The organism is Shewanella sp. DNRA4, assembly GCF_012843185.1.
Taxonomy (GTDB): domain Bacteria; phylum Pseudomonadota; class Gammaproteobacteria; order Enterobacterales; family Shewanellaceae; genus Shewanella; species Shewanella xiamenensis.
Window position 1 is genome coordinate 129,195 of the sequence record NZ_JABAIP010000010.1, and the last position, 20,840, is coordinate 150,034.

The following is a 20,840-nucleotide window of genomic DNA, read 5'->3' on the forward strand; positions in this document are numbered from 1 at the left end:
TGTTCTAGCAGCGATAAGTGTTAGGACTCCGCCTGATAACCTGCATCAATTTGCGTAGGATTTGCCTCTGCGGCGGCGCGAGCAAGTTGATCACAGCGTTCATTTTCCGCGTGTCCGGCATGGCCTTTTACCCAGCGCCAATCAATTTGGTGGAGTTGAGCGGCGTTATCTAAACGTTTCCAAAGATCGACATTTTTCACCGGCGTTCGATTAGATGTCATCCAGCCTTTTTTCTTCCAGCCGTGGATCCAAGTGGTGATCCCTTGGCGCATATATTGGCTATCGCTGGTGAGAATGATTTTACAGGGTTCTTTTAGGGCCTCAAGCGCAACGATTGGGGCTAATAATTCCATGCGATTATTGGTTGTCAGGGCAAAACCATCGGATATCTCCTTTGTATGGCCCTTATAATTCATTACAATGCCATAGCCACCGGGGCCCGGATTGCCTAAGCAAGAACCATCGGTGAAGATGTGGATTAGTTTTAGTTCAGTCATCAAGTGGTTACCAGCGGCGTAAATATCGGCCGAGTATAACCAAAAAAAGTCATAAGAAGCGCATAAAAGTATGAATATTATCTCAAACGCAAGCCGTCAGGTTATTTTGGATACTGAAACCACTGGTATGAACCAGGGGAGTGGTGCGGTGTATTTAGGACACCGAATTATTGAGATAGGTTGTGTTGAGGTCATCAACCGCCGTTTAACGGGGCGTTATTACCATCAATATATCAATCCTGGCCAAGCGATTGATCCAGAAGCGATTGCTGTTCACGGGATCACCGATGAGCGTGTTGCAAATGAGCCAAGATTTCATCAAATAGCGCAAGAGTTTATCGATTTTATCAGTGGCGCAGAAATTGTAGCCCATAACGCAAACTTCGACGTGAGCTTTATGGACCATGAGTTTTCCTTACTGCAACCGTTAGGACCAAAGACTCGCGACATTTGTGATATTTTAGACTCCCTCGATATCGCTAAGTTTTTGCATCCTGGGCAAAAAAACAACTTAGACGCTCTCTGCAAACGATATGGCATCGACAATTCCCGCCGCCATTACCACGGCGCATTACTCGACGCCGAAATTCTTGCCGATGTGTATTTGTCGATGACGGGAGGTCAGACTAAGTTCAATCTCTCTAACGAAGAAGTTGGTCAAGAGGCGGGAGGCATTCAACGCTTTGATCCCGCATCACTTAATCTTAAAGTGATCAGCGCATCGGCCGATGAACTCGTTATACATGAACAACGCCTTGATTTAGTCGCAAAATCAGGAAAGTGCCTCTGGAGAGGATAATTTTTAGCCTATGACGATGTCGCTGCGAAAATCTCTAGTCAATACCACGTTAATACTCGGCTACCTTAGCTTGAGCACGTCATTGTTTGCGGCTGATACGGAACCAGTGACCGCTAAGCCGACAAAGCCGACTACCGATATGGCAGCTAAGGTTCAAAATACTGCTGAGCCAAGTGCTGAGGTTAAGGTAAACAGTGCTGAGAGTAAGGTAAACACGTCGTCCAAGCCATCGAATATGAAAGTCGTGCCCGTAGATACGGCTTCTGAGCTTAAAAATCGTTTTCGGGTGGATCATATGGTCAGCAGTATGACACTCATGATCCAGCGAGAATATGGTTCGGCCCCCGTGGTGATTGTCTTGCCCGATGGCAGTAAGTGGTACGCCAATCGTCATCCAGAAACCGTTAAATGGGTTGATGGTATGACCGGAGATATTATTTATATCGAATCACCCCAGCCTGGTCCTTGGCAATTAGTGGGGAAGGTGGTGCCGGGCTCGAAAATTAAACGGGTTTCAAAGCTTGAGATTGAAGTTCAACGATTACCTCAGCCATTATTTCAAGGCGAACAAACCAAAGTGATTGCCCAATTAATGGGAGATGCAGAGCGCGTTCGCATGCCTGGGATGGACTATTTAGTCGAGTGGACCGCGCACTTTGTCAGTAAGCATCGTACGGGCGATGAAAACTTTGCCGCAGGTGACATTATCGTTGGTTCCTACAAAGATAATGGTGAAAAGTTCGATGAAAGACCTGATGACGGCATATTTACAGGCGATATCAATCTTAAGCAGCCATGGGGTGAGTACGACTTTGTCGTTCAAGCGCGTAACAACGTATTTGAAAGGCAAGTCTCATTTCCTTTTAGCTTATCTCCACGACCCGTAAATGCAGAGGTGATAACTCCTGAAGATCCTTTGACGGGTCAATGGAAAATCATGCTACATGCCGATAGTCGCGTATTACAGCTAGCTGAGACCCATTTTTCATTTGAGCTTGTTGGACCTGCTGGTTTGCAACTTCCCCTCGTAGTTCATGGGCTTAAGGAGAGCGACACTGAATTGCCGATACCGCCTGTGACCGAGTTTGGCAGTTACCGAATAAAAGGCTCTGCTGCGACAACGACAGTCACTGGCCGTGAAATAGTACTCGATTTACCTGAACTGTTCTTCAACCTAGTGCAACCGCCCGAGCCACCACCTAGCGAAGAAGAGCTCGCAGCTGTGGCCGCGCAAAAGGCTGCAGAGGAAGAGGCTCTCGCTAAGCAGGAAGCGATCTTCTGGATTATCACCGTCAATGTGGTGTTAGTGCTACTGGGTGTGGTTGGGCTGATTATTTGGCGTAAGCGTCAAAGTTTGGCACAAGCATTAGCCGCCGCCGAACAGCGGATTTTAGATGAAGCGGAACAAAATAAAGCTGATGTCCCATCTCTTGATGAAATAGATTTAACTATGCCAGATGAACCTGATAATCGTAGATAAAAGTGAAGGAAAGGGTGAGATTTACATCGGGATTTGCAGATATTTTGTTCACTTATCATGGGGTTTTGTTAAGTTTGGCGAAATTTTAACTAATCGATGCAATTGAGTGAAAAAAACGGTTGACGCTTCGAACGCTCAACCGTATTATTCACCGCAACTTGAGTGGAGCGGTAGTTCAGTTGGTTAGAATACCGGCCTGTCACGCCGGGGGTCGCGGGTTCGAGTCCCGTCCGCTCCGCCAGTCAAGTTATGCAAGTTAAAATTATAGTGCTGTTACAGCGGTATAATAAAAAGTTTGGAGCGGTAGTTCAGTTGGTTAGAATACCGGCCTGTCACGCCGGGGGTCGCGGGTTCGAGTCCCGTCCGCTCCGCCAAATAGGAAAAAGCCTCATCATTTGATGAGGCTTTTTCATTTGCGATATCAGTAAACCACTAATGCCTACCGTCTAGAGAATGATGATATTTTAAGATTCAATTTTGTTCGTTTGAGCAAGTGCTGCTCGCGAAGCGAGTAATTATGTGCCGTTATTTTACTTAAATAACGAGCGTCTCTAATCACTGAAAGTAAGAGAAAAATCTTGCTAGAATGAACTCTTCGGGCAGTATTTGGCTGACGTTTCTGCTGAGTTATCTTAGTTTTATGTAGCTTAACTATTCAGAACGAACTTTGCCTCGTATAACCAGCTAAACTGCTGAAATAAACCACTCTGAAACGTTCTCAACACGCCCTAATACCTCAAATAAATTGGTCGTATTCTGTTATGTGGTTTTATTCCAATATTGCTACTCGCGTTCATTTAAAACCAAGCTGTTCATCTATTTTCAGCCAAGTTAAAGCTACAACTGACTGTTAGCTAAATTTTCATGCTGAAAGCAACTGGAATGCAATCAAGATGGTGGAATAGTTTTACTAGTTTGTTGTTTTGGCATGAGTTATTTTTTAAGCTGAATCTTATCGAGAAAATCCTTGTGCTGAAGGTTCTGCTAAGATTCTTATTATTAGCGCTTAACATTGACGCATAGTGAATAACGACTAATATAAGACAGATGAGACACTCATGAGGTGATGCTATGCCAATACCTGTCACAATTGCTGATGATTCTTTAATGTCCAGAAAAGCGGTAAGACGAGCTTTACCGGAGGACTGGGATGTTGAGATTACTGAAGCGTGCAATGGAAAAGAAGCCCTAGAAGCAGCTAATTCAGGTAAGGCTGAGGTACTATTTCTTGACCTGACCATGCCTGAACTTGATGGATTCGGAGTACTTAAATGTCTTCATGAACAACAATCAAAGACGGTTGTTATTGTGATAAGTGCAGATATACAGCCAGAAGCTAAATTGTTAGTTGATTCCCTAGGTGCTTTTCGTTTCTTACAAAAACCGTTACAACCCGCACAGTTAAGAGAAGCACTTTTCGATGTGGGGCTAATATGAACATGTTGCTATCTGAAGAACAGCGAGACGCGCTCCAGGAATTGATGAATATTTCTATGGGGCAAGCAGCTAATTCACTTGCTCGTTTAATCGAAGCGAAAATTACACTATCAATTCCTAAAATCAGTGATGTTACTCCTGAACAATTTGTCTCTATGCTATCGGACGAGGCAATGTGGTACACACGCCAATCATTTTTAGGCAGTATTAAAGGTGAAGTTATTTCAACGCTATCTAAGCAGGGCTGCGATGCGATTGGTACATTAATGGAGTATGAACTGCCACTTACTCAAGACCGGTTAAATGAATTGTTGTTAGAACTTGCCAATATTTTAGCTGGTGCATGTTTAACCGGATTTGCTGAGCAACTTTCATTAAACGCAAAGTTAAGTATGCCGACAATGTACAATGCGGCTAGTCAGCATTACCACTATAGATGGGCAAGTACTTTAATGATGGAGGTTGAGTTTAAAGTGGAAGTGAGTCAGTTTGACTCAAAAGTTGTGATCTGTTTGGAAGAGGCATCAGTTCAAACTTTATTAGCGAAACTACAGCAGTTGCTGGAGTAATTATGAGTCAGTCACAGCTATTGCAGAAGCTTACTTCACGCTTACCACTTGGAATTTGTGTGGTTGATGAGTTTTATCAAATTATTTACTGGAATGAATTTTTTACCGATAGATTGTCAACCGATAATAAGTCAGTTACACACGAAAATAACTTACTCGTGTTATTCCCTGATGCCGCAAAATTTCTTCAAAAAAAAATTAATAGCGTTTTTGTGCTTAATAATGCCAGTTTCTCATATTGGGAACATCGTCCACATGTATTTGACTTTAGTAGCAGTCGGCCTATTACAGGTGAAGAGACTGCTATGTACCAAAATATTGAGTTTTTCCCGCTCGATATAGAAAATAATCAAGTGAAAACAGTTTGTTTAATTGTGCAAGATGTAACTGAGCTTGCAAGTTATTACCAAGCACAAAAATGCCTTTCTGAACAGTTGGAACAAGAGCATACTGCACTGAGTCTTCTCAATAAAAAACTAGAGGCTGCTCAGAATCAATTATTACAATCTGAAAAAATGGCCGCAATTGGGCAGTTAGCAGCAGGTGTTGCTCATGAAATCAATAATCCAATTGGTTTTGTGAATTCAAACTTACAAAGCTTACAAGATTATAATGATAAGTTATTAAAATTACTTAGCTTTTATCAAAAACTAGTACATAAGATTGGGTCTCCGCCTTATTTTGCACTTGAACAAGATATGTTGAAGCGACATCAGTTTGAATTTATATGCTCAGATTTACCTGATTTAATCAATGAATCGATTGAGGGATTAGATCGCGTTGCCGTAATAGTGAAAAGCCTCAAGTCTTTTTCTCATGTAGATAGTAGTGAATGGCAATATGCTAATGTAATAGAGGGTATTGAAAATACATTAAAAATTGCTGCTAACCAAATTAAATATAAAGCTGTTGTTCTTCGTAATTTCCAGGATAATTTGCCAGAGCTATATTGTCAGCCAATGCAGCTTAATCAAGTATTCCTTAATTTGTTAGTTAATGCTGCGCAAGCTATAGAGGAAAGAGGTGAAATATCTATCGATGTAAGTGCGACAGAATCAGAATTTATGATTGTTATTCGTGATACTGGTTCTGGTATTGCAGCACAAGATATACGTAAAATATTTGAACCTTTTTACACCACCAAACCTGTCGGAACAGGCACAGGGCTTGGTTTATCATTATCCTACAGTATAGTTCAAAAGCATAAAGGTGAGATTAAAGTCACTTCTACTTTAGGTGTGGGCACTTCTTTCACTGTGATATTACCAATCTTAACTCCTGCTGATGTTTTTGAGTGTTAGCTCTGACTCATGTGCTACCATTGATATTATATCCTATTATTTTTCATTTTCAGCTAAAAGTGCATCCGTTATAGCGGTTGACAATTCGTTGATTTCTTCTAGGGTTATCATTCGATTTTTTAGTTGCACATTGAGATGTGCCGCACATGACGATATATTGCTAAGCCCTAAACACGCACTTGTTCCTTTTAGCTTATGTAATTCATGTCCTAACTTTGTTACTTCTCCATCATTGATAAGTTGCTTTAATAAAGACAATGTATTAGGTAAGGTTTTTAGATATTCAATTGTTAAATCATTGTCTAATATGTCATCTTCTTTTTTTTGCTTATTATATGTTGATTGGTTTTCTCCCAGAAAATATTGCAAGGTATCAATGAGTTGTTGTTTGCTAAAAGGTTTTGTGATTTTTTTGTTGAAAGCGCTATTTTTTTCACTGTCATCATAAAAAATATCAGCACTTAATAATAATAAAGGAATATTTTTACTCATCGCACGTATTGTATTTGCAGCGGTAAGTCCATCGATAACTGGCATTTGTTGGTCTAATATGATCAGATCGTAATGTTTTAGAGATGCTAATTGTATTGCTTCTTCACCATTGACACCAAAATCTATACTTATTCCTGTATCTTTTAGGTAAATGGCTACTAAGTCTCTAATATCCTCTACATCATCAACAAATAAGATGCTTTTCTTTTTCCAGTCTATGATTTCATTTTGAATAATGTTGATTTCATCATGCGTTATGGCAACATTATTAATTAATTTTTCTGCGGGTAATGTGATAGAGAAACAAGACCCAATCCCAACTGTACTATGCATATTAAGTTGTAAAGACATAGCATTAGCTAATTGTTTGCTGATAAATAATCCTAGACCTGTACCGCCATAATCTCTACTGGTACTGGAGTCTGCTTGAGTAAATGCATGAAATAAACTTGATGCTTGTTCAGATGAAATACCAATGCCGTTGTCGATAATTGCAATATATAACTCATTTTTATCTGTTATGTTCGCAACTAATTTTATAGTACCTTTTTGCGTGAACTTTACTGCGTTACTAATAAAATTGAGTAATATCTGCTTAAGTCTATAAGGGTCTGTTTTTATATATTTAATATTTGATAGATTAATGTCTAACTGAGTGGTTAAATTTTTCGAATGTGCTAAAATAGTTAATGCATCACTTAAGCTGTTTAAAAGCGGTTCAATAGCAACCGATTGCTCAGCTATAGTCATTTTTCCTTCATCAATTTTAGCCGCGTCTAAAATGTCATTAATTATACTTTGAAGGTGAGATATATTTTGTTCAATTTTGCAAAGAGCAGTATGTACTTCACCATGGGTAATGGGTAAAATTTGTTCAGTGAAACCTTTAATTATCGTTATTGGAGTACGAATTTCATGGCTCATATTAGCAAGGAATCTAGTTTTAATTGCTGCTAGATGATTTGCTTTATCGCGCTCTTCTTCTAATTCTCTTGTTCGTTTTTCAACTCTTTCTTCTAACTCTTCATTAAGAAGTCTTACCTCATTCATTGATGATATTGTTGCGTTGTGAGCACCAGTTACTCGTCGTTGCATATTTATAAAGCTATGCGCTAAAGTGTCAATTTCAAGCGCCGATTGAGTAAGATTCAATGCTCTGCTATTTAAGGTTTTGCCATCCCATTGTTGAGTGTAATCTACCAATTGCTCCAATGCCTGTGTGTAGTTTTTTACAAATCTTTTTGATAGTCTAACAGATATTTCTAATATTATAGTGATTAAGGCTAGAGCAAGAAAAAAATAAATTGAAAGTTTTATGAAGAGATCGTTAGTGTCAATGAAAAAATATAACTCCCAACCAGTTAAACCTATTTTTTCATCGATGATAAAGTGATGCGCATCTTTGCTAAATGTAATAGGATTAAGTGGGTTGAATATACTTTTTCTTAAAAATGTTTCTTTCATCGGCTCGCTATCTTTAGGTCGAGTCCAGACACTGCCGATATCACCACTTACATTGTTTCCCCATACTTTTCTTCCTGATTTATCTATGAGTATACGATGTGAAATACTATCATTATGTTTATCAAATAATGTCAGTAATGAATTAAGTTTTATTGCTAATTGTAGAACACCATCAAATTTATTTTCTCTTATTATAGGTGTGCTTACAGCAAATAATTGATCATCTCCGAGTGATCTTCCTTTGAAGGTATCACTTATAAAAGACGTTTTTGTTTGTTTTACCAAATAAAAATAGGGACGGTCTGCAACGCTCAAGTTGCCGATGTTGTTTGTGTTTGCATCAACTTTGTAGAAATCTCTAACAATACCATTATTATCTGTTACAAGTGAAGATATAAATTCTGGAGATTGTTCCACAAGAAGTTTTAAAGTGTTTTTGGTAACTTGTTTTTCTGTTGTATTAACAATAGTTTCAATCTTTACGATGTAATCTTTTAGTTTTAACTCAATATTGTCCTTAAGAGAGTTAATTTCATTTTGATAATGAACCATTTGTTTCACAAGTTCTAAACTCGTCAGTCCATTGAGACCAAGTGTAATCAGTAATGTTGCAGGGATTGCTGTGTATAATCCGACTCTAAAAGATAGTTGATGTTGCAATGACTGTTTTCTTAATTGCTCATTATTAACATATAATGCAAGGAGTAAACGTGCAGCTTTTACACTCCAAATAAATAATGTCGTTGATAAAGAGCAATATATAATCAAGAAGGATAAATTATCCTTTATAGCTTCCAGTGAAAACATTTTTATAACGAGAATAGCTGCTAAAAAATAAATCACAGAAATTTGCGTTGTGTTTGAGCTATTTTTTTTAATATAAATATTAAATAATACCACTTGTATAAGGCTTAGTATTATAGCAATAAAAGAGGGGAGTGGAGATGTAACAAAAACAAAACATACTAACGCCCACAAGGGACCTAAACGTGCTAGAATCAATAATGCTGCAACATTGCCTATATTGAGAGGTACTGCAATTGGAACGGTTACAACTGATAAATTGGCAACCAATCCAATGATAATACAATATAATAAGAATAATATTCGATGTTTCTTAATGGATTTATTATGTCTTCTAATTATTGCTAGCATGGCTAGACTCCGGTAGACCTATAACAAATTTTGTACCCGAAGGCCCTGTGTAGTCAAGAGTAATAAATCCATTGTGTTGCTCTACTATAGCTCTTGATATTGATAGCCCTAACCCAGTACCTTCACCAATTTCTTTTGTTGTAAAAAAAGGTTCAAAGATATGTGGTATATCAGTCTCATGTATACCGTTCCCATTATCCTTTATTTCAATGTTTATCCAATGATTTATCTTCGTGATATCTATTTCAATTAATCCTTTTTGATGTTTTATTGAATAATAGGAGTTGTTTATAATATTTAATATTACTTGACTTAGTTGTGTTGTGTTTCCTTTGACTAATGCACTTTCTAAATGATGAGTTAAATTTATTTTTATGTGTTTTTTTAGATTGACTTTAGCTATCTTTACCGTATCTTCAACAAGATTTACTATGTTTATAGTTGATATTGTTTGTTCATCTGGATGTGAGAAGTTACGTAGGTTTTTAATAATATCTCTCGCACGTCTAGCACCTTCTTGACTTTCATTAATTAATTCAATACTGTCTTTTAATATAAAGTCAAGCTTATATTTTTTTACGGACTTATTAATTTCTGGATATGTATTGTTTACTTCTTTTATGAATGAGTTGATATCTTTTAAGTACACGTCAAGCGTGTTCAAGTTACTATAAATAAATCCTAGTGGGTTATTTAATTCGTGGGCAACACCGGCTGCAAGTTGACCAATTGCCGCCAATTTTCCTTCTTTTGCTAAACTGTTTTCAATTCTTTTTTGTTGTGCAAATAAACTGTCGCGTTCAGCTGCAATATGGCGATAGTCTCTCAATGTGAGTGTGTTTGCGATAAAACTACAGTAGTTTGATATGATAGATTGCGCTCCAGAGTTAAAGCTATAGGGCTCTTTTTTTAGCAAGATGATTGCATAATCACTGTTGTTAAATTTTACAGGCTGAATTAATGCTGATGTCGCTTGGGGCAATAGGCGTTTTAGTGTGCTTGACCAATTAGAGGTAGAGTCTAAATTGATCACTGTTGTTTCTGTAAACTCAAATTTTACAGTTTTAGTATTTTCGAATGTAATGTGTTTTCCAATTAGTTCCTCATGTGTGCATGCTAAAATACTCAGCTCAGTACTTTCTGGGTTGCAAGTTACGATTAATTGAAGATCAGGTTTTAGCTCCTGTTTGACTAGTGAAAATAAGACGCTAAAGGGCATAGCTTGGTCTATGTTTTCCGTCAAAGCTTGCATCGATTTTGAAATTAAATTATTGAGTATTTTAAACTCTAATAATTCCTGATTTTCTGCTCTTAATTGTATCAGCAATTGCTGTTGGTCATTTTTATTCATTCAATAGTCCAAATTGCACAGCTAACTTTATAAGAGTATTAGTCGTTTTGACACAGTTGATATGGAGCACGTATGTCAACGTTACAAATGCTAATGGAAGGGATGAAAGTTAGCTTTGTATCAACACTGAGTATAGCTTCGTTTAGCTTGCAAATAATCACCGCAATGGTCATAGGGATGATAACTGCTGAATATTTGTCGGACTTTTAACATCACAGCGTGGGCATTTTACATGTATTCAGGGAGTCATATATTTAAGTCATCCCATTGATCTATAATGTTTTAAGCTTTAGTTTGTTTCTATTTCAACTAACAATTGCTCCTTATGTTTTAGCTGATACTTTGATAATTTATCAAGTGAAGCAGAGGTTAGTATATGTCCTTCAGGTAACAGCAGTATGTGCTTAAGATTGTATAAGTTTTGCTTTAATTTCATACCAGCTTTGAGTGCACTCACTTGTAGTCCTCTTCTGGCTTTGTTTGCTATGTCTACTTCTTCGGAAGTGACTAAAATTGACAAAGCGTTGACTATCACTGGGTCATAATAACTGCCCTGGCGTAGTTTTATTGCGTCAAAGCCGTCAGCCATGCTTTTTTTATTACCATCGTATCGGCCTTCAACATGCAGCCAAAAATCTCTCGCTACTGCCAATATTCGTGACCCAAGAGGGATGTCTACGCCTGCTTTTTGAGCGGGTTCACCACCGCCATTAAAGCGTTCTAATTGATTGACGATGATGAGTGACATTTCGCTTAAATGTATCGCCGGCAGTAAGATCTCTTCGGCATGTAATGGATGTTCATTAAATAAACGACGTTCACGATCATAGAGGTCGGTATATGCCGTTTCAGCTATTTTGGTGGGGAGCGCGATTTTACCGATTTCTGAAAATAAGCCCGCTTTTGTTATCGTAACTACCTGTTCTGCGGGCAATTGCAATGCATTTGCAAGATATTCGCAGGTGGCGCTGATTTTACGGGCCAGTTCGCCACTGAGTGGTGGATAACTCACGATGATATTGTAGAGTACCTCTAAGGTAGCAGCTTCATCTTTTTGTCGTTCACTTGCTAAGTTTTTGAATTTTGATAGTGTTTGCTTAAGTTGTTCTGTACGTTTTTGAACGGTTTCCTCAAGGGAGTTATTGAGTTCTTTTAACTGTTTGTTTTGTGCGGCTACCTTGGCAGTAAGTTGTTTGTTTTGACGAATTAAGTGGTACATTGCTAATCCTTCGTCAACCACAGTTAATAGTTCTTGATTATCCCAAGGTTTTTGAACATATCTGTGGATTTTTCCAAGATTGATTGCAGAGACCGTCGAGGCAAGATCAGCATAACCGGTCATTAAAATGCGGTAAGCGTCTGGTTGTAATACCGCCGCTTTAGCTAAAAATTCTGCCCCCGTCATATTCGGCATACGCATATCGGTGATAATGACATTGATTCTATGCTGCTTCATTAACTCTAAAGCTTGGCTCCCGCTATCAGCCAATAAAAGCTGCAGCTCCTTACCGATAAAAAGCCGCTGTAGCGATTTTAGAATACTGGCTTCATCGTCTACACACAAAATCAATGGCAGAGTGCTTTCAGATGGGGTTGGCATTAAGTCACCTATCGCATTTGTCCTATTTGTCTTATAGATTAAAATTATGCTATAAGTGTTAACTAAGCAAGAATAATCATGGGTACGAGAGCATGAAAACGCTCAAGCCAAGCGAGATTGCTCAATATTGCGATGTTCATCAACGCACAGTGAGTCGCTGGATCGCTAAAGGTCAATTAAAAGGTCACAAATTACCTGGACGGGGTAATTATCGAGTCTTGGTTGATGACTTCATTAGTTTTCTACATCAACAAAACATGCCAATGCCAGAAGCCTTTTTAGCCTCAAATAATAATGAGTTAATGGCTGATAAAAAGTCTATTCTTATCATTGATGATGAATTATCGATGCGAAATGCACTCAGGCGGGCACTCCATTCAACACCCTTTGCAATTTTATCGGCACAGGATGGTTTTCAGGCTGGGGTGAAAATTATTGCTGAAAAGCCAGATTTAATTCTTCTTGACCTGTCCTTACCTGGGTTGAATGGTTTTGAAGTTATCCAATTTATTCGAGAGCGACCGGAGTTAGCAAATATTAAAATTTTAGTATTATCAGGGCTTTCACCTAAAGAGTTAGCAGAGTCGATTAGATTAGGTGCGGATGATGCGATAGCAAAACCTTTTGATAATCATGATCTATTGGACAGAGTAAATATGCTCTTAAGCTAGAGGCCACAATGGATAACTCTTTACTACTAGTCGATGACGATGTTGGCATTTTAAAGGCCCTAAAACGCTTATTAACTCGTTCTGGCTATTCGGTAAAGACAGCTCAAAGTGGAGAAGAAGCGTTAAACCTATTACTCACTTATGATTGTAAAGTTGTTTTGACCGATTTTAGAATGCCCTATATGGATGGAGGGCTGTTACTTTCTAAAATCAAACGCTTATATCCTGAAGTCGTCGGGCTTGTCATTAGTGGTTATTCAGATTTTGAGTCGGTGAAATCATTACTTAATGCGGGTAGTGCGTATCGTTTTCTGCAAAAACCTTGGGAAGATAACGAGTTACTTGATGAAATAGCGAATGCATTTACGCATCACAACAAACAGATATTTCAACGCCAATCCCAAAAAATGTTGTTGGCTAGTTCCGATGCCTTACTCGAGATATCCCCATCTAATCAAATTGTGCATGCTAATATTGCGGCGACAAAGCTCTTGGGGTCAACCTTGGTCGAGGGACGTTTGCTTGATGAGTTTTTGGTTGAAACAGATAGGTTAACCTTGCAGGAACAGACATTTGCAATCGGTCAGAGTGTATCTATTAGGTTATTGAATCACACTGAATTAGAAGTGAGTTGTCGTTTAGCTGGTCCTTCTGGGATCGTTTTGTGTTTAAATCCCGTGACTGATGGTGAGTTGCTAAACACGGCATTTGAACTTCCTTCGCTGCTTAATTATCAGCAGCTTATCTCGGTGATAACACAATATCTCAATTCTCGCAGAGCTATGGTTCTCGTTGTTATCAAGATCAAAAGTTTTGAACTCTGGAGCCGCATGATTGGTTATTCAGAAGCGCAGCGGACTATCGAGCATATTGCATTACAGCTACTTAATTCCACTGGTACGGCAGGGGAGCTTGCACTACTAGCGAATGAACAATTTGTGCTTTGTTTACCTGATATTACCTCCGAGATGGACGCTTTACAGAAGGCCGCTTCAATTATTGACCCCGTGACTGGTAAAGCTAATTTGACCTCATCTAAGTTGGATTATGCTGTCAGTTACTGTCTTATACCCGACGATGGTGATGAGCCTCGAGCCGTTCTGAATAATTTATTACTGGGTAATCTGATGATGGCAGAAGACTCCGTCCGGATGTTCATGCGTTATGATCAGCAAGCTATTGAACGAAAATAACACCAGATCTCATTAAATCAGGCGTTATTTCATGCGGTGCAACAGCGTCAACTTTTTCTGCATTTTCAGCCAAAATTTGATTTTGCCAAATATAATTTGTCCGGCTGTGAAGCCCTCATTCGGTGGCAGCACCCCGAATTTGGGATGGTTTCACCTGCGTTATTTATTCCTTTAGCTGAGCAACATGGCCAAATGGTGGATATTGGCTATTGGGTACTCAAAACGGCCTTTATTACTGCGGCCAGATGGCGGAGTGAAGGCATTCAATTTGGAAAAATGGCAATTAATATATCTGGTCGACAGTTAACTGAGCCTGATTTTATTCACTGGATAAAACATCATATTCAGCTGACAGGCGTTTCACCGACAGATTTAGAATTTGAATTAACCGAAACTTTTTTGCTTAATAACCTTGAAGATTGCGCGATCACCCTTAAGGCGATTGCTGAACTCGGTATCAGTATTGCGATAGATGATTTTGGTACCGGTTATTCATCTTTGAGTTACTTGAGTAAACTACCTATTAATGTACTAAAAATTGACCGTTCACTTGTGCTTGATATTGAAAGTAATTTGAATACTGAAAGTTTAGTGGCTAATGTGGTCAGGTTAGCACATGATCTGAACATGAAAGTGGTTGTCGAGGGTATTGAAACATTGGACCAACTCAATATTGTCAAATCCTTAGGTTGTGATGTAGTGCAAGGATACTGCATTTCTAAACCGCAATCTGAAGAGGAGTATTTAGCGCTATTGGCTTCTTTTGAAAGTCTTTCAGCCACAATGGCTTAGGAGAGAGTTATGTTTAATGTACTCTTTGTTGATGATGACAGTTTTATGCTTAGAGCTCTCTTACGGCTAGCGAAAAGACTGAGACCTGACTGGCAGTTTTGGACTGAGGAGGATGGCCTAAACTGGGCAAAATCTATAGCTAATGATGTTAATGTCGATCTTATAATCTGCGATTATTTAATGCCTGATGTTAATGGCGATAGGGTACTCGTTGAGGTTTCAAAACATTATCCCCAGGCAATTAGAGCGTTACTTACAGGTGACACGACAGAGGAAGTAGTATGCAAAGCGGGCAAAACGGCTCATTTTGTATTGAGTAAACCCTTCAATGAACAGGATATTGTACAACTTCTGACCTCAGTGGAACGGGTTCATAAATTGCCATTCTCCCAAGACGTTAGAGCAATGTTGGGCGCAAGTGCTTTATTACTACCTCTGCCAGACATAGTGCAACAAGTCCGCAAAGTGCTTCTAAATCAGCAATCCGAAGCCGCCGATATTGTTGATCTTATTGCCCACGAACCAATTATTACCGCTAAATTATTACAACTCGCAAACTCTGCGTTTTTGGGTTTTAGCCGCACAACACTCTCAATTGAAGAGGCTATCAAACGCTTAGGGGTGGATTTAACTAGCGCGATTATTAGTTCTATCGCCATTGAGCAATCGGCGACGTCGATTATTGATAAGTCTGCACAGAGTAGAATTAACGAACATGCGTATCAGTTAGCGCTTAACGCTCAAAAAATCGCTAAAGCACTTAATTTACAAAAGAGTTTACAAGAAGAGCTATTTATTGCGGCTTTGATGTCGTCAATAGGTGAGTTGATTTTGGCATCTCGTATTTGGCAAGATTCGTTTGCGACTCAGTTTACGGAGTGGCCAGTGAGAAAACTCATCGTCTCTATATCAGCCTATCTTTTAACGCTTTGGGGGTATAGCGAATCCTTATGTGACAACATTTTGTCCAGCGCAGAGCCTGAGGTGAGTAATGTTGAACATAATCTAGCCTTATTATTATGCTTGGCACACTATGCCACTAAATATCACGGCAGAATCCCCGATGAAATATTGAATAAGCTACCCGATGAGCAAATAAAACTAAAATTAGCTAATCTCTAACTCAAGATACATTTGTGGGTATTTAGATCTTACATATTTATTCGATCACTAACTTATCCCAACTTGCTGAATAGACTGCAACTTTATTCTCTGTCGCTTTCGTGTTTCCCATATAGCAATGTTAACCCTTCGAACTCCCTTGGTATGCGAATAAAGTTGAATATCATCTAACTTATTTGCATCACTAGAGCGTGCTTTTTACTGCTATTGTTATCATTAACCGTTTATTTTCCTGAATGAAAAAGCGTGTTAGGTTAAATCCACAATCGCATGCCTCACCTAACGAAAGGATGTTTTATGGTTGAAAAAATCACTGGGATGCTAGCACTCATCGGCGTGCTTTCACTTTTTTGTCAATGGCTTGGTTGGAAATTGAGATTACCTGCAATTTTACCGCTACTACTCTGTGGTTTACTACTAGGTCCAGCATTTGGAGTGTTAAATCCCGATGCAATATTTGGGGATTTACTGTTTCCGATTATTTCCCTAGGCGTTGCCGTGATCCTGTTTGAGGGCGCATTAACCCTCAATTTTAAAGAGATTAAAGATCATGGCCGCATGGTGACTCACTTAGTGAGCATCGGAATGGTGATCACCTGGGGTTGTATCAGTGTTGCCACTTTTTACCTGCTGGATTTTAGCTGGGAAGTTGCACTGCTATTTGGTGCGTTGGTGGTGGTCACGGGGCCAACTGTGATAGTACCAATGCTGCGCAGCGTTAGGCCAAAGTCGCAGCTCGCGAGTATTTTACGCTGGGAAGGGATTGTGATTGACCCAATTGGCGCGCTGCTAGCGGTATTAGTGTTTGAATATATAACGGTATCTGGCAATCAAACTAGCCATGTACTCTATGCACTAGGTTCTATGCTCACACTTGGCTTAGGCTTAGGCGCTGCATCAGGTTACTTAATTGGCCAAGTGATCCGCCACAATTTGTTGCCACACTATTTACGTAATACCGCAGTATTAACCCTAATGCTGGGGATTTTCGTCGGCTCAAATTTGTTGCAGGAAGAATCGGGATTGCTCACCGTGACTGTGATGGGCATTTGGCTGGCGAATATGCGCGGCGTGGATATTGCTGAAATCCTTGAATTTAAAGAAACACTGACAGTTCTGCTGATCTCCGCATTATTTATTCTGTTAGCAGCGAGACTAGACTCGAATGCCATGTTGGATTTAGGCTGGGGCGGCATTGGTGTACTCGCTGTGACCATGCTGATCGCACGGCCAGTTAGTATTTGGGTATCTGGCATAGGCACGTCATTATCAAAGGCCGATAAGTGGTTCCTATGTTGGATTGCTCCGCGGGGGATTGTGGCAGCGGCCGTGTCTTCATTATTCGCCATTAAGTTAGAGGCAAACAATGTGCAGGGCGCCGAAGCCATTGTACCTTTAGTGTTTTTAATCATTATCGGCACAGTGGTGATCCAAAGCCTAACCGCGGGCCGCTGGGCGAAATACCTTGGGGTCATGTCGGGTTCGGCGCAAGGATTATTAATTTTTGGTGCCTCCAAGTTTTCCCGCGAGCTGGCAAAAATCTTAAAAAGTAAAGATATAAAAGTGCTGCTGGCCGACAGCAACTGGGATAATATTCGCCTTGCACGGATGGACAATATTCCGGTCTATTTTGGTAACCCTGCCTCGGAACATGCTGAAACCTATATGGATCTAACTGGGATTGGCCGCGTGCTGATCATGTCGCCTTATAGGCAGTTAAACCCGCTAGTGACCTTTTATTTTCAAGATGTATTAGGCGCTAAAAAGGTTTTTGGCCTTAATAATGCCGAGCAGGGCAGCGCGCGCCATCAATTGTCTGAGTCTTACAAACAGCGGCTATGTTTATTTGGTGATGCGGTTTCCTATGCCAAAATCGCTAGTCAAATGGCGAAAGGAGCGCAACTTAAAGTCACTAACTTAACTGAAAACTTCACTTTCGAGCATTTCCGCAAGCGTTATGGCGAAACGGCATTGCCGTTAGTGTATCTAACCAAAGAAGGTAAAGTTGTGATTGTGTCAGGCAATAACAACCAATTCCCCAACGGCATTGAGTTGATTAGTTTATTGCCCGTTGAAGCCCTTGAAGAAGCGAAAATCCAACAGGCGATTGCAGAGCAAGAGGCGATAGCTGCACAGGCCAAAGCGGCGGAAGAAGCTGCCCTTGCGAAAGCCAAGGCCGAGGAGAAAGCAGAAGCTGAACGTCAACGACTTGAGCTGCAAGCGCAAATTAAGGCTGCGGAACAAACGCAACCTGAGGTTGAAGTTCAAGAAAACATTAATACATCTGATGAAACTCTAGCTAAGGGATAAGCCCGTTAAGTGAGACGAAAATAAAAAAGGCACTAGATTGTAGTGCCTTTTGTTTATTTTGATGGGCTTAGCTGGTACCGCTTAGCTACTAAGCGGCGCGTTCCTGTGAAGTGGTAGAAATCACTTCAGGGCGCAGTTCTGCTGGGTCGAAGTCATCCACATTGATAGACTTCATTCGGCCGATTTCGGCACGTTCCAACAGTTGTACTTCGCTGTCGCTTAGTACGCCTAAGGCTTTACCTTCAGCAGCGACTTTATCTAACCACATGAAAGGTAAACGTTTGCCACTGGCTTTACAGACTTTGTCGAATAAAGGTTCGGCGGCCAGAATATCCTTCAGCGTTTGCTCTTGGATACCCACAGCATTGTGCTCAGTGTTAGTCCAGAATTGGCCTTTACCTAAACGATCACGGCTTTCACAAGGGGTTTGCATGATCTTAGCCACTTTATGGTCTAACACATCGCTTGGACGTTTCAGTGGACGACCAAATGGGAACATGATGGCGCGTAATACGCCGCCCAGACCCATAGGGAAGTTATCCAGTAAATCGTCTAATGAAGCCTGTAACTTGTACAGAGCATCTTCAACCGCCCATTGTACCAGTGGTAGATCGTCTGTTTGACGGCCTTCATCTTGATAACGTTTTAAGGTCGCAGAAGCGAGATATAACTGGCTTAACAGATCGCCTAAGCGGGCAGAAATACGCTCTTTACGTTTTAAGTTACCGCCTAAGGTTGCCATGGCCAAGTCTGATAGCAGGGCAAGGTTAGCACTGAAACGGTTCATATGTTGATAATAACGTTTGGTTTTATCTGAGTATGGCGCGTTAGAGAAACGGCTTGATGTCAGACCTAACCAGAAGCTACGCACAAAGTTACTGGTCGCAAAACCAATGTGACCGAAGATGGCCGCATCGAAGTTGGCTAAGCCTTGGCCAGACTCAGTATCAAACGCTGACTCCATTTCGGCCAATACATAAGGATGACAACGAATAGCGCCTTGACCGTAGATGATCATCGAACGTGTCAGGATGTTTGCGCCTTCAACGGTAATCGCAATCGGAGCCGCTTGATAGCCACGGCCTAAGTAGTTGTTAGGGCCTAAGCACACACCTTTACCACCGTGGATGTCCATGGCGTCGATAACGCATTTCTGCATACGATCGGTCAGGTGATATTTCACGATAGCCGAGATAACTGAAGGTTTTTCACCTAAGTCGATACCCGTGGTGGTTAATGAGGTCACGGCATCCATTAGGTAGGCGTTACCACCGATGCGTGCCATTGGCTCTTCAATCCCTTCTAACTTACCAATTGGTAGTTTGAATTGACGACGAATACGCGCATAAGCACCCGTTGCCAAAGCTGCGGTTTTCACGCCACCGGCAGAGTTTGATGGCAGCGTAATACCACGACCTACAGACAAACATTCAACCAGCATGCGCCAGCCTTGGCCTGCCATTTTCGGGCCGCCGATGATAAAGCTTAAAGGTACGAATACGTCTTTACCGCGGGTTGGACCGTTTTGGAACATACAGTTCAGCGGGAAGTGGCGACGACCGGTTTCAACACCTTCTACATCCGTTGGGATCAGCGCACAGGTAATCCCCAGCTCTTCTTTATCACCAAGTAGATGATCAGGATCGCGCAGTTTAAACGCCAGACCTAATACAGTCGCAACAGGGGCGAGGGTGATGTAACGCTTGTTCCACGTTAATTTCATCCCCAGAACTTCTTCACCTTCCCATTGGCCTTTACACACGATACCAAAGTCAGGGATAGAACCCGCATCGCTACCGGCCTCAGGGCTGGTTAATGCGAAACAAGGGACTTCTAAGCCTTTGGCTAAACGTGGCAGGTAATAGTTTTGCTGCTCAGGCGTACCATAGTGTTGCAGCAGCTCACCAGGGCCTAAAGAGTTAGGTACGCCAACAGTCGAGGCTAATTCACTGCTTAAACCTGCCAGCTTTTGCAGCACGCGGGATTGAGCGTAGGCAGAATACTCTAAACCGCCGTACTTTTTCTTAATGATCATCGCGAAGAAGCCGTGATCTTTCAGGTATTGCCATACTTCAGCAGGCAAATCAGCCAGTTGGTGCGATACTTGGTGTTGATTCACCATGCGGCACACTTCTTCAACTGGACCGTCTAAGAAGGCTTGCTCATCGGCACTTAAACGAGCGACAGGGTAGTTGTGGAGTTTTTTCCAGTTTGGGTTACCCGCAAACAGATCGGCTTCCCACCAAGTGGTACCAGCTTCAATCGCTTCTTTTTCGGTTGAAGACATTTCGGGCATGATGCCACGGTACATCTTCATCAGTGGGCTACTGATAACATTTTGTCTAAATGCTCTGATATTGAGTGGCAGCGCGATCACCAGGAAGATAATCCAAGAGATAGGGCCGACAACATCGAGTGTCCATCCGGCTGTCATCACAACAGCGGCTGCAATAGTGGCAGTGAGCAAAGATACCCGAAGGTAAGCTAGGGCTCCTAGCACTAAGATCATGGCGATGATCCAAAGTAGGGTAGTCACTGTAATTTCTCCTTAATTATGACCGAGTGCCAATCACAGGTCATAACGAGTTTTGTTGATTGCGATCACAA

At 40.7% G+C, this 20,840-nt stretch carries 15 protein-coding genes and 2 tRNA genes; 12 read left to right on the plus strand and 5 right to left on the minus strand.

The window, feature by feature from the left end:
• Positions 1 to 20: 20 nt before the first annotated feature.
• Positions 21 to 497 (minus strand): ribonuclease HI, encoded by a 477-nt coding sequence (gene rnhA, locus HG547_RS12415; RefSeq protein ID WP_037419137.1) that lies wholly within the window; start codon positions 495 to 497, stop codon positions 21 to 23.
• 70 nt (positions 498 to 567) lie between these two features.
• Here rnhA and dnaQ point away from each other — a divergent pair, with 70 nt between their 5' ends.
• From dnaQ to HG547_RS12450, 7 genes are all read left to right on the plus strand, one after another.
• Complete coding sequence (gene dnaQ, locus HG547_RS12420) at positions 568 to 1,296, plus strand: DNA polymerase III subunit epsilon (protein WP_037419134.1); 729 nt, start codon at positions 568 to 570, stop codon at positions 1,294 to 1,296.
• A gap of 10 nt (positions 1,297 to 1,306) precedes the next feature.
• The gene (locus tag HG547_RS12425; protein ID WP_248278742.1) at positions 1,307 to 2,776 is read left to right on the plus strand and encodes a TIGR03503 family protein; all 1,470 of its coding nucleotides are present in this window, start codon (positions 1,307 to 1,309) and stop codon (positions 2,774 to 2,776) included.
• A 164-nt stretch (positions 2,777 to 2,940) separates the two neighbouring features.
• Positions 2,941 to 3,017: transfer RNA gene (locus HG547_RS12430), tRNA-Asp, on the plus strand.
• Between the two features lie 56 nt (positions 3,018 to 3,073).
• Positions 3,074 to 3,150, plus strand: a tRNA-Asp gene (locus HG547_RS12435).
• A 697-nt stretch (positions 3,151 to 3,847) separates the two neighbouring features.
• On the plus strand, positions 3,848 to 4,213 hold the full coding sequence (locus HG547_RS12440; RefSeq protein ID WP_037419128.1) for a response regulator: 366 nt from the start codon (positions 3,848 to 3,850) through the stop codon (positions 4,211 to 4,213).
• Positions 4,210 to 4,782 carry a chemotaxis protein CheC gene (locus HG547_RS12445; protein WP_037419126.1) on the plus strand — a complete coding sequence of 191 codons (573 nt, stop codon included), beginning with the start codon at positions 4,210 to 4,212 and terminating at the stop codon, positions 4,780 to 4,782. Before HG547_RS12440 ends, HG547_RS12445 begins: the two co-directional genes overlap by 4 nt.
• 2 nt (positions 4,783 to 4,784) lie before the next feature.
• Positions 4,785 to 6,083: an ATP-binding protein gene (locus HG547_RS12450; protein ID WP_169547997.1), complete on the plus strand. Its 1,299-nt coding sequence runs from the start codon at positions 4,785 to 4,787 to the stop codon at positions 6,081 to 6,083.
• 36 nt (positions 6,084 to 6,119) lie between these two features.
• On the opposite strand, the gene HG547_RS12455 is transcribed toward HG547_RS12450, so the two are convergent.
• From HG547_RS12455 to HG547_RS12465, 3 genes are all read right to left on the minus strand, one after another.
• Positions 6,120 to 9,194 (minus strand): ATP-binding protein, encoded by a 3,075-nt coding sequence (locus HG547_RS12455; RefSeq protein WP_169547998.1) that lies wholly within the window; start codon positions 9,192 to 9,194, stop codon positions 6,120 to 6,122.
• Positions 9,178 to 10,545: a HAMP domain-containing sensor histidine kinase gene (locus HG547_RS12460; RefSeq protein ID WP_169547999.1), complete on the minus strand. Its 1,368-nt coding sequence runs from the start codon at positions 10,543 to 10,545 to the stop codon at positions 9,178 to 9,180. Before HG547_RS12460 ends, HG547_RS12455 begins: the two co-directional genes overlap by 17 nt.
• Positions 10,546 to 10,834: 289 nt before the next feature.
• The gene (locus tag HG547_RS12465) at positions 10,835 to 12,145 is read right to left on the minus strand and encodes an HD domain-containing phosphohydrolase (RefSeq protein ID WP_169548000.1); all 1,311 of its coding nucleotides are present in this window, start codon (positions 12,143 to 12,145) and stop codon (positions 10,835 to 10,837) included.
• A 92-nt stretch (positions 12,146 to 12,237) separates the two neighbouring features.
• Here HG547_RS12465 and HG547_RS12470 point away from each other — a divergent pair, with 92 nt between their 5' ends.
• The 5 genes from HG547_RS12470 to HG547_RS12490 all read left to right on the plus strand — a co-directional run bounded on the left by HG547_RS12470 (position 12,238) and on the right by HG547_RS12490 (position 18,233).
• Positions 12,238 to 12,816 carry a response regulator gene (locus HG547_RS12470; RefSeq protein ID WP_069454875.1) on the plus strand — a complete coding sequence of 193 codons (579 nt, stop codon included), beginning with the start codon at positions 12,238 to 12,240 and terminating at the stop codon, positions 12,814 to 12,816.
• A gap of 8 nt (positions 12,817 to 12,824) precedes the next feature.
• Positions 12,825 to 14,009, plus strand: coding sequence for a response regulator (locus tag HG547_RS12475; protein WP_169548001.1), 1,185 nt, complete (start codon positions 12,825 to 12,827; stop codon positions 14,007 to 14,009).
• A 6-nt stretch (positions 14,010 to 14,015) separates the two neighbouring features.
• Entirely contained in the window at positions 14,016 to 14,801 is a 786-nt protein-coding gene (locus HG547_RS12480) for an EAL domain-containing protein (protein WP_348981363.1), read from the plus strand.
• 9 nt (positions 14,802 to 14,810) lie between these two features.
• Positions 14,811 to 15,923 carry an HDOD domain-containing protein gene (locus HG547_RS12485; protein WP_037419113.1) on the plus strand — a complete coding sequence of 371 codons (1,113 nt, stop codon included), beginning with the start codon at positions 14,811 to 14,813 and terminating at the stop codon, positions 15,921 to 15,923.
• 297 nt (positions 15,924 to 16,220) lie between these two features.
• A complete protein-coding gene (locus HG547_RS12490; protein WP_169548003.1) occupies positions 16,221 to 18,233 on the plus strand; it encodes a sodium:proton antiporter in 2,013 nt (670 codons plus the stop codon).
• An 88-nt stretch (positions 18,234 to 18,321) separates the two neighbouring features.
• Here HG547_RS12490 and fadE read toward each other — a convergent pair whose 3' ends face one another.
• Positions 18,322 to 20,769, minus strand: coding sequence for an acyl-CoA dehydrogenase FadE (fadE, locus tag HG547_RS12495; RefSeq protein WP_169548004.1), 2,448 nt, complete (start codon positions 20,767 to 20,769; stop codon positions 18,322 to 18,324).
• Positions 20,770 to 20,840 lie beyond the last annotated feature (71 nt).

What these genes read in the sequence shown, in the direction of transcription:
- rnhA (WP_037419137.1), bottom strand. Translation starts at nt 497, where the DNA reads ATGACTGAACTAAAACTAATCCACATCTTCACCGATGGTTCTTGCTTA.
- dnaQ (WP_037419134.1), top strand. Translation starts at nt 568, where the DNA reads ATGAATATTATCTCAAACGCAAGCCGTCAGGTTATTTTGGATACTGAA.
- HG547_RS12425 (WP_248278742.1), top strand. Translation starts at nt 1,307, where the DNA reads ATGACGATGTCGCTGCGAAAATCTCTAGTCAATACCACGTTAATACTC.
- HG547_RS12440 (WP_037419128.1), top strand. Translation starts at nt 3,848, where the DNA reads ATGCCAATACCTGTCACAATTGCTGATGATTCTTTAATGTCCAGAAAA.
- HG547_RS12445 (WP_037419126.1), top strand. Translation starts at nt 4,210, where the DNA reads ATGAACATGTTGCTATCTGAAGAACAGCGAGACGCGCTCCAGGAATTG.
- HG547_RS12450 (WP_169547997.1), top strand. Translation starts at nt 4,785, where the DNA reads ATGAGTCAGTCACAGCTATTGCAGAAGCTTACTTCACGCTTACCACTT.
- HG547_RS12455 (WP_169547998.1), bottom strand. Translation starts at nt 9,194, where the DNA reads ATGCTAGCAATAATTAGAAGACATAATAAATCCATTAAGAAACATCGA.
- HG547_RS12460 (WP_169547999.1), bottom strand. Translation starts at nt 10,545, where the DNA reads ATGAATAAAAATGACCAACAGCAATTGCTGATACAATTAAGAGCAGAA.
- HG547_RS12465 (WP_169548000.1), bottom strand. Translation starts at nt 12,145, where the DNA reads ATGCCAACCCCATCTGAAAGCACTCTGCCATTGATTTTGTGTGTAGAC.
- HG547_RS12470 (WP_069454875.1), top strand. Translation starts at nt 12,238, where the DNA reads ATGAAAACGCTCAAGCCAAGCGAGATTGCTCAATATTGCGATGTTCAT.
- HG547_RS12475 (WP_169548001.1), top strand. Translation starts at nt 12,825, where the DNA reads ATGGATAACTCTTTACTACTAGTCGATGACGATGTTGGCATTTTAAAG.
- HG547_RS12485 (WP_037419113.1), top strand. Translation starts at nt 14,811, where the DNA reads ATGTTTAATGTACTCTTTGTTGATGATGACAGTTTTATGCTTAGAGCT.
- HG547_RS12490 (WP_169548003.1), top strand. Translation starts at nt 16,221, where the DNA reads ATGGTTGAAAAAATCACTGGGATGCTAGCACTCATCGGCGTGCTTTCA.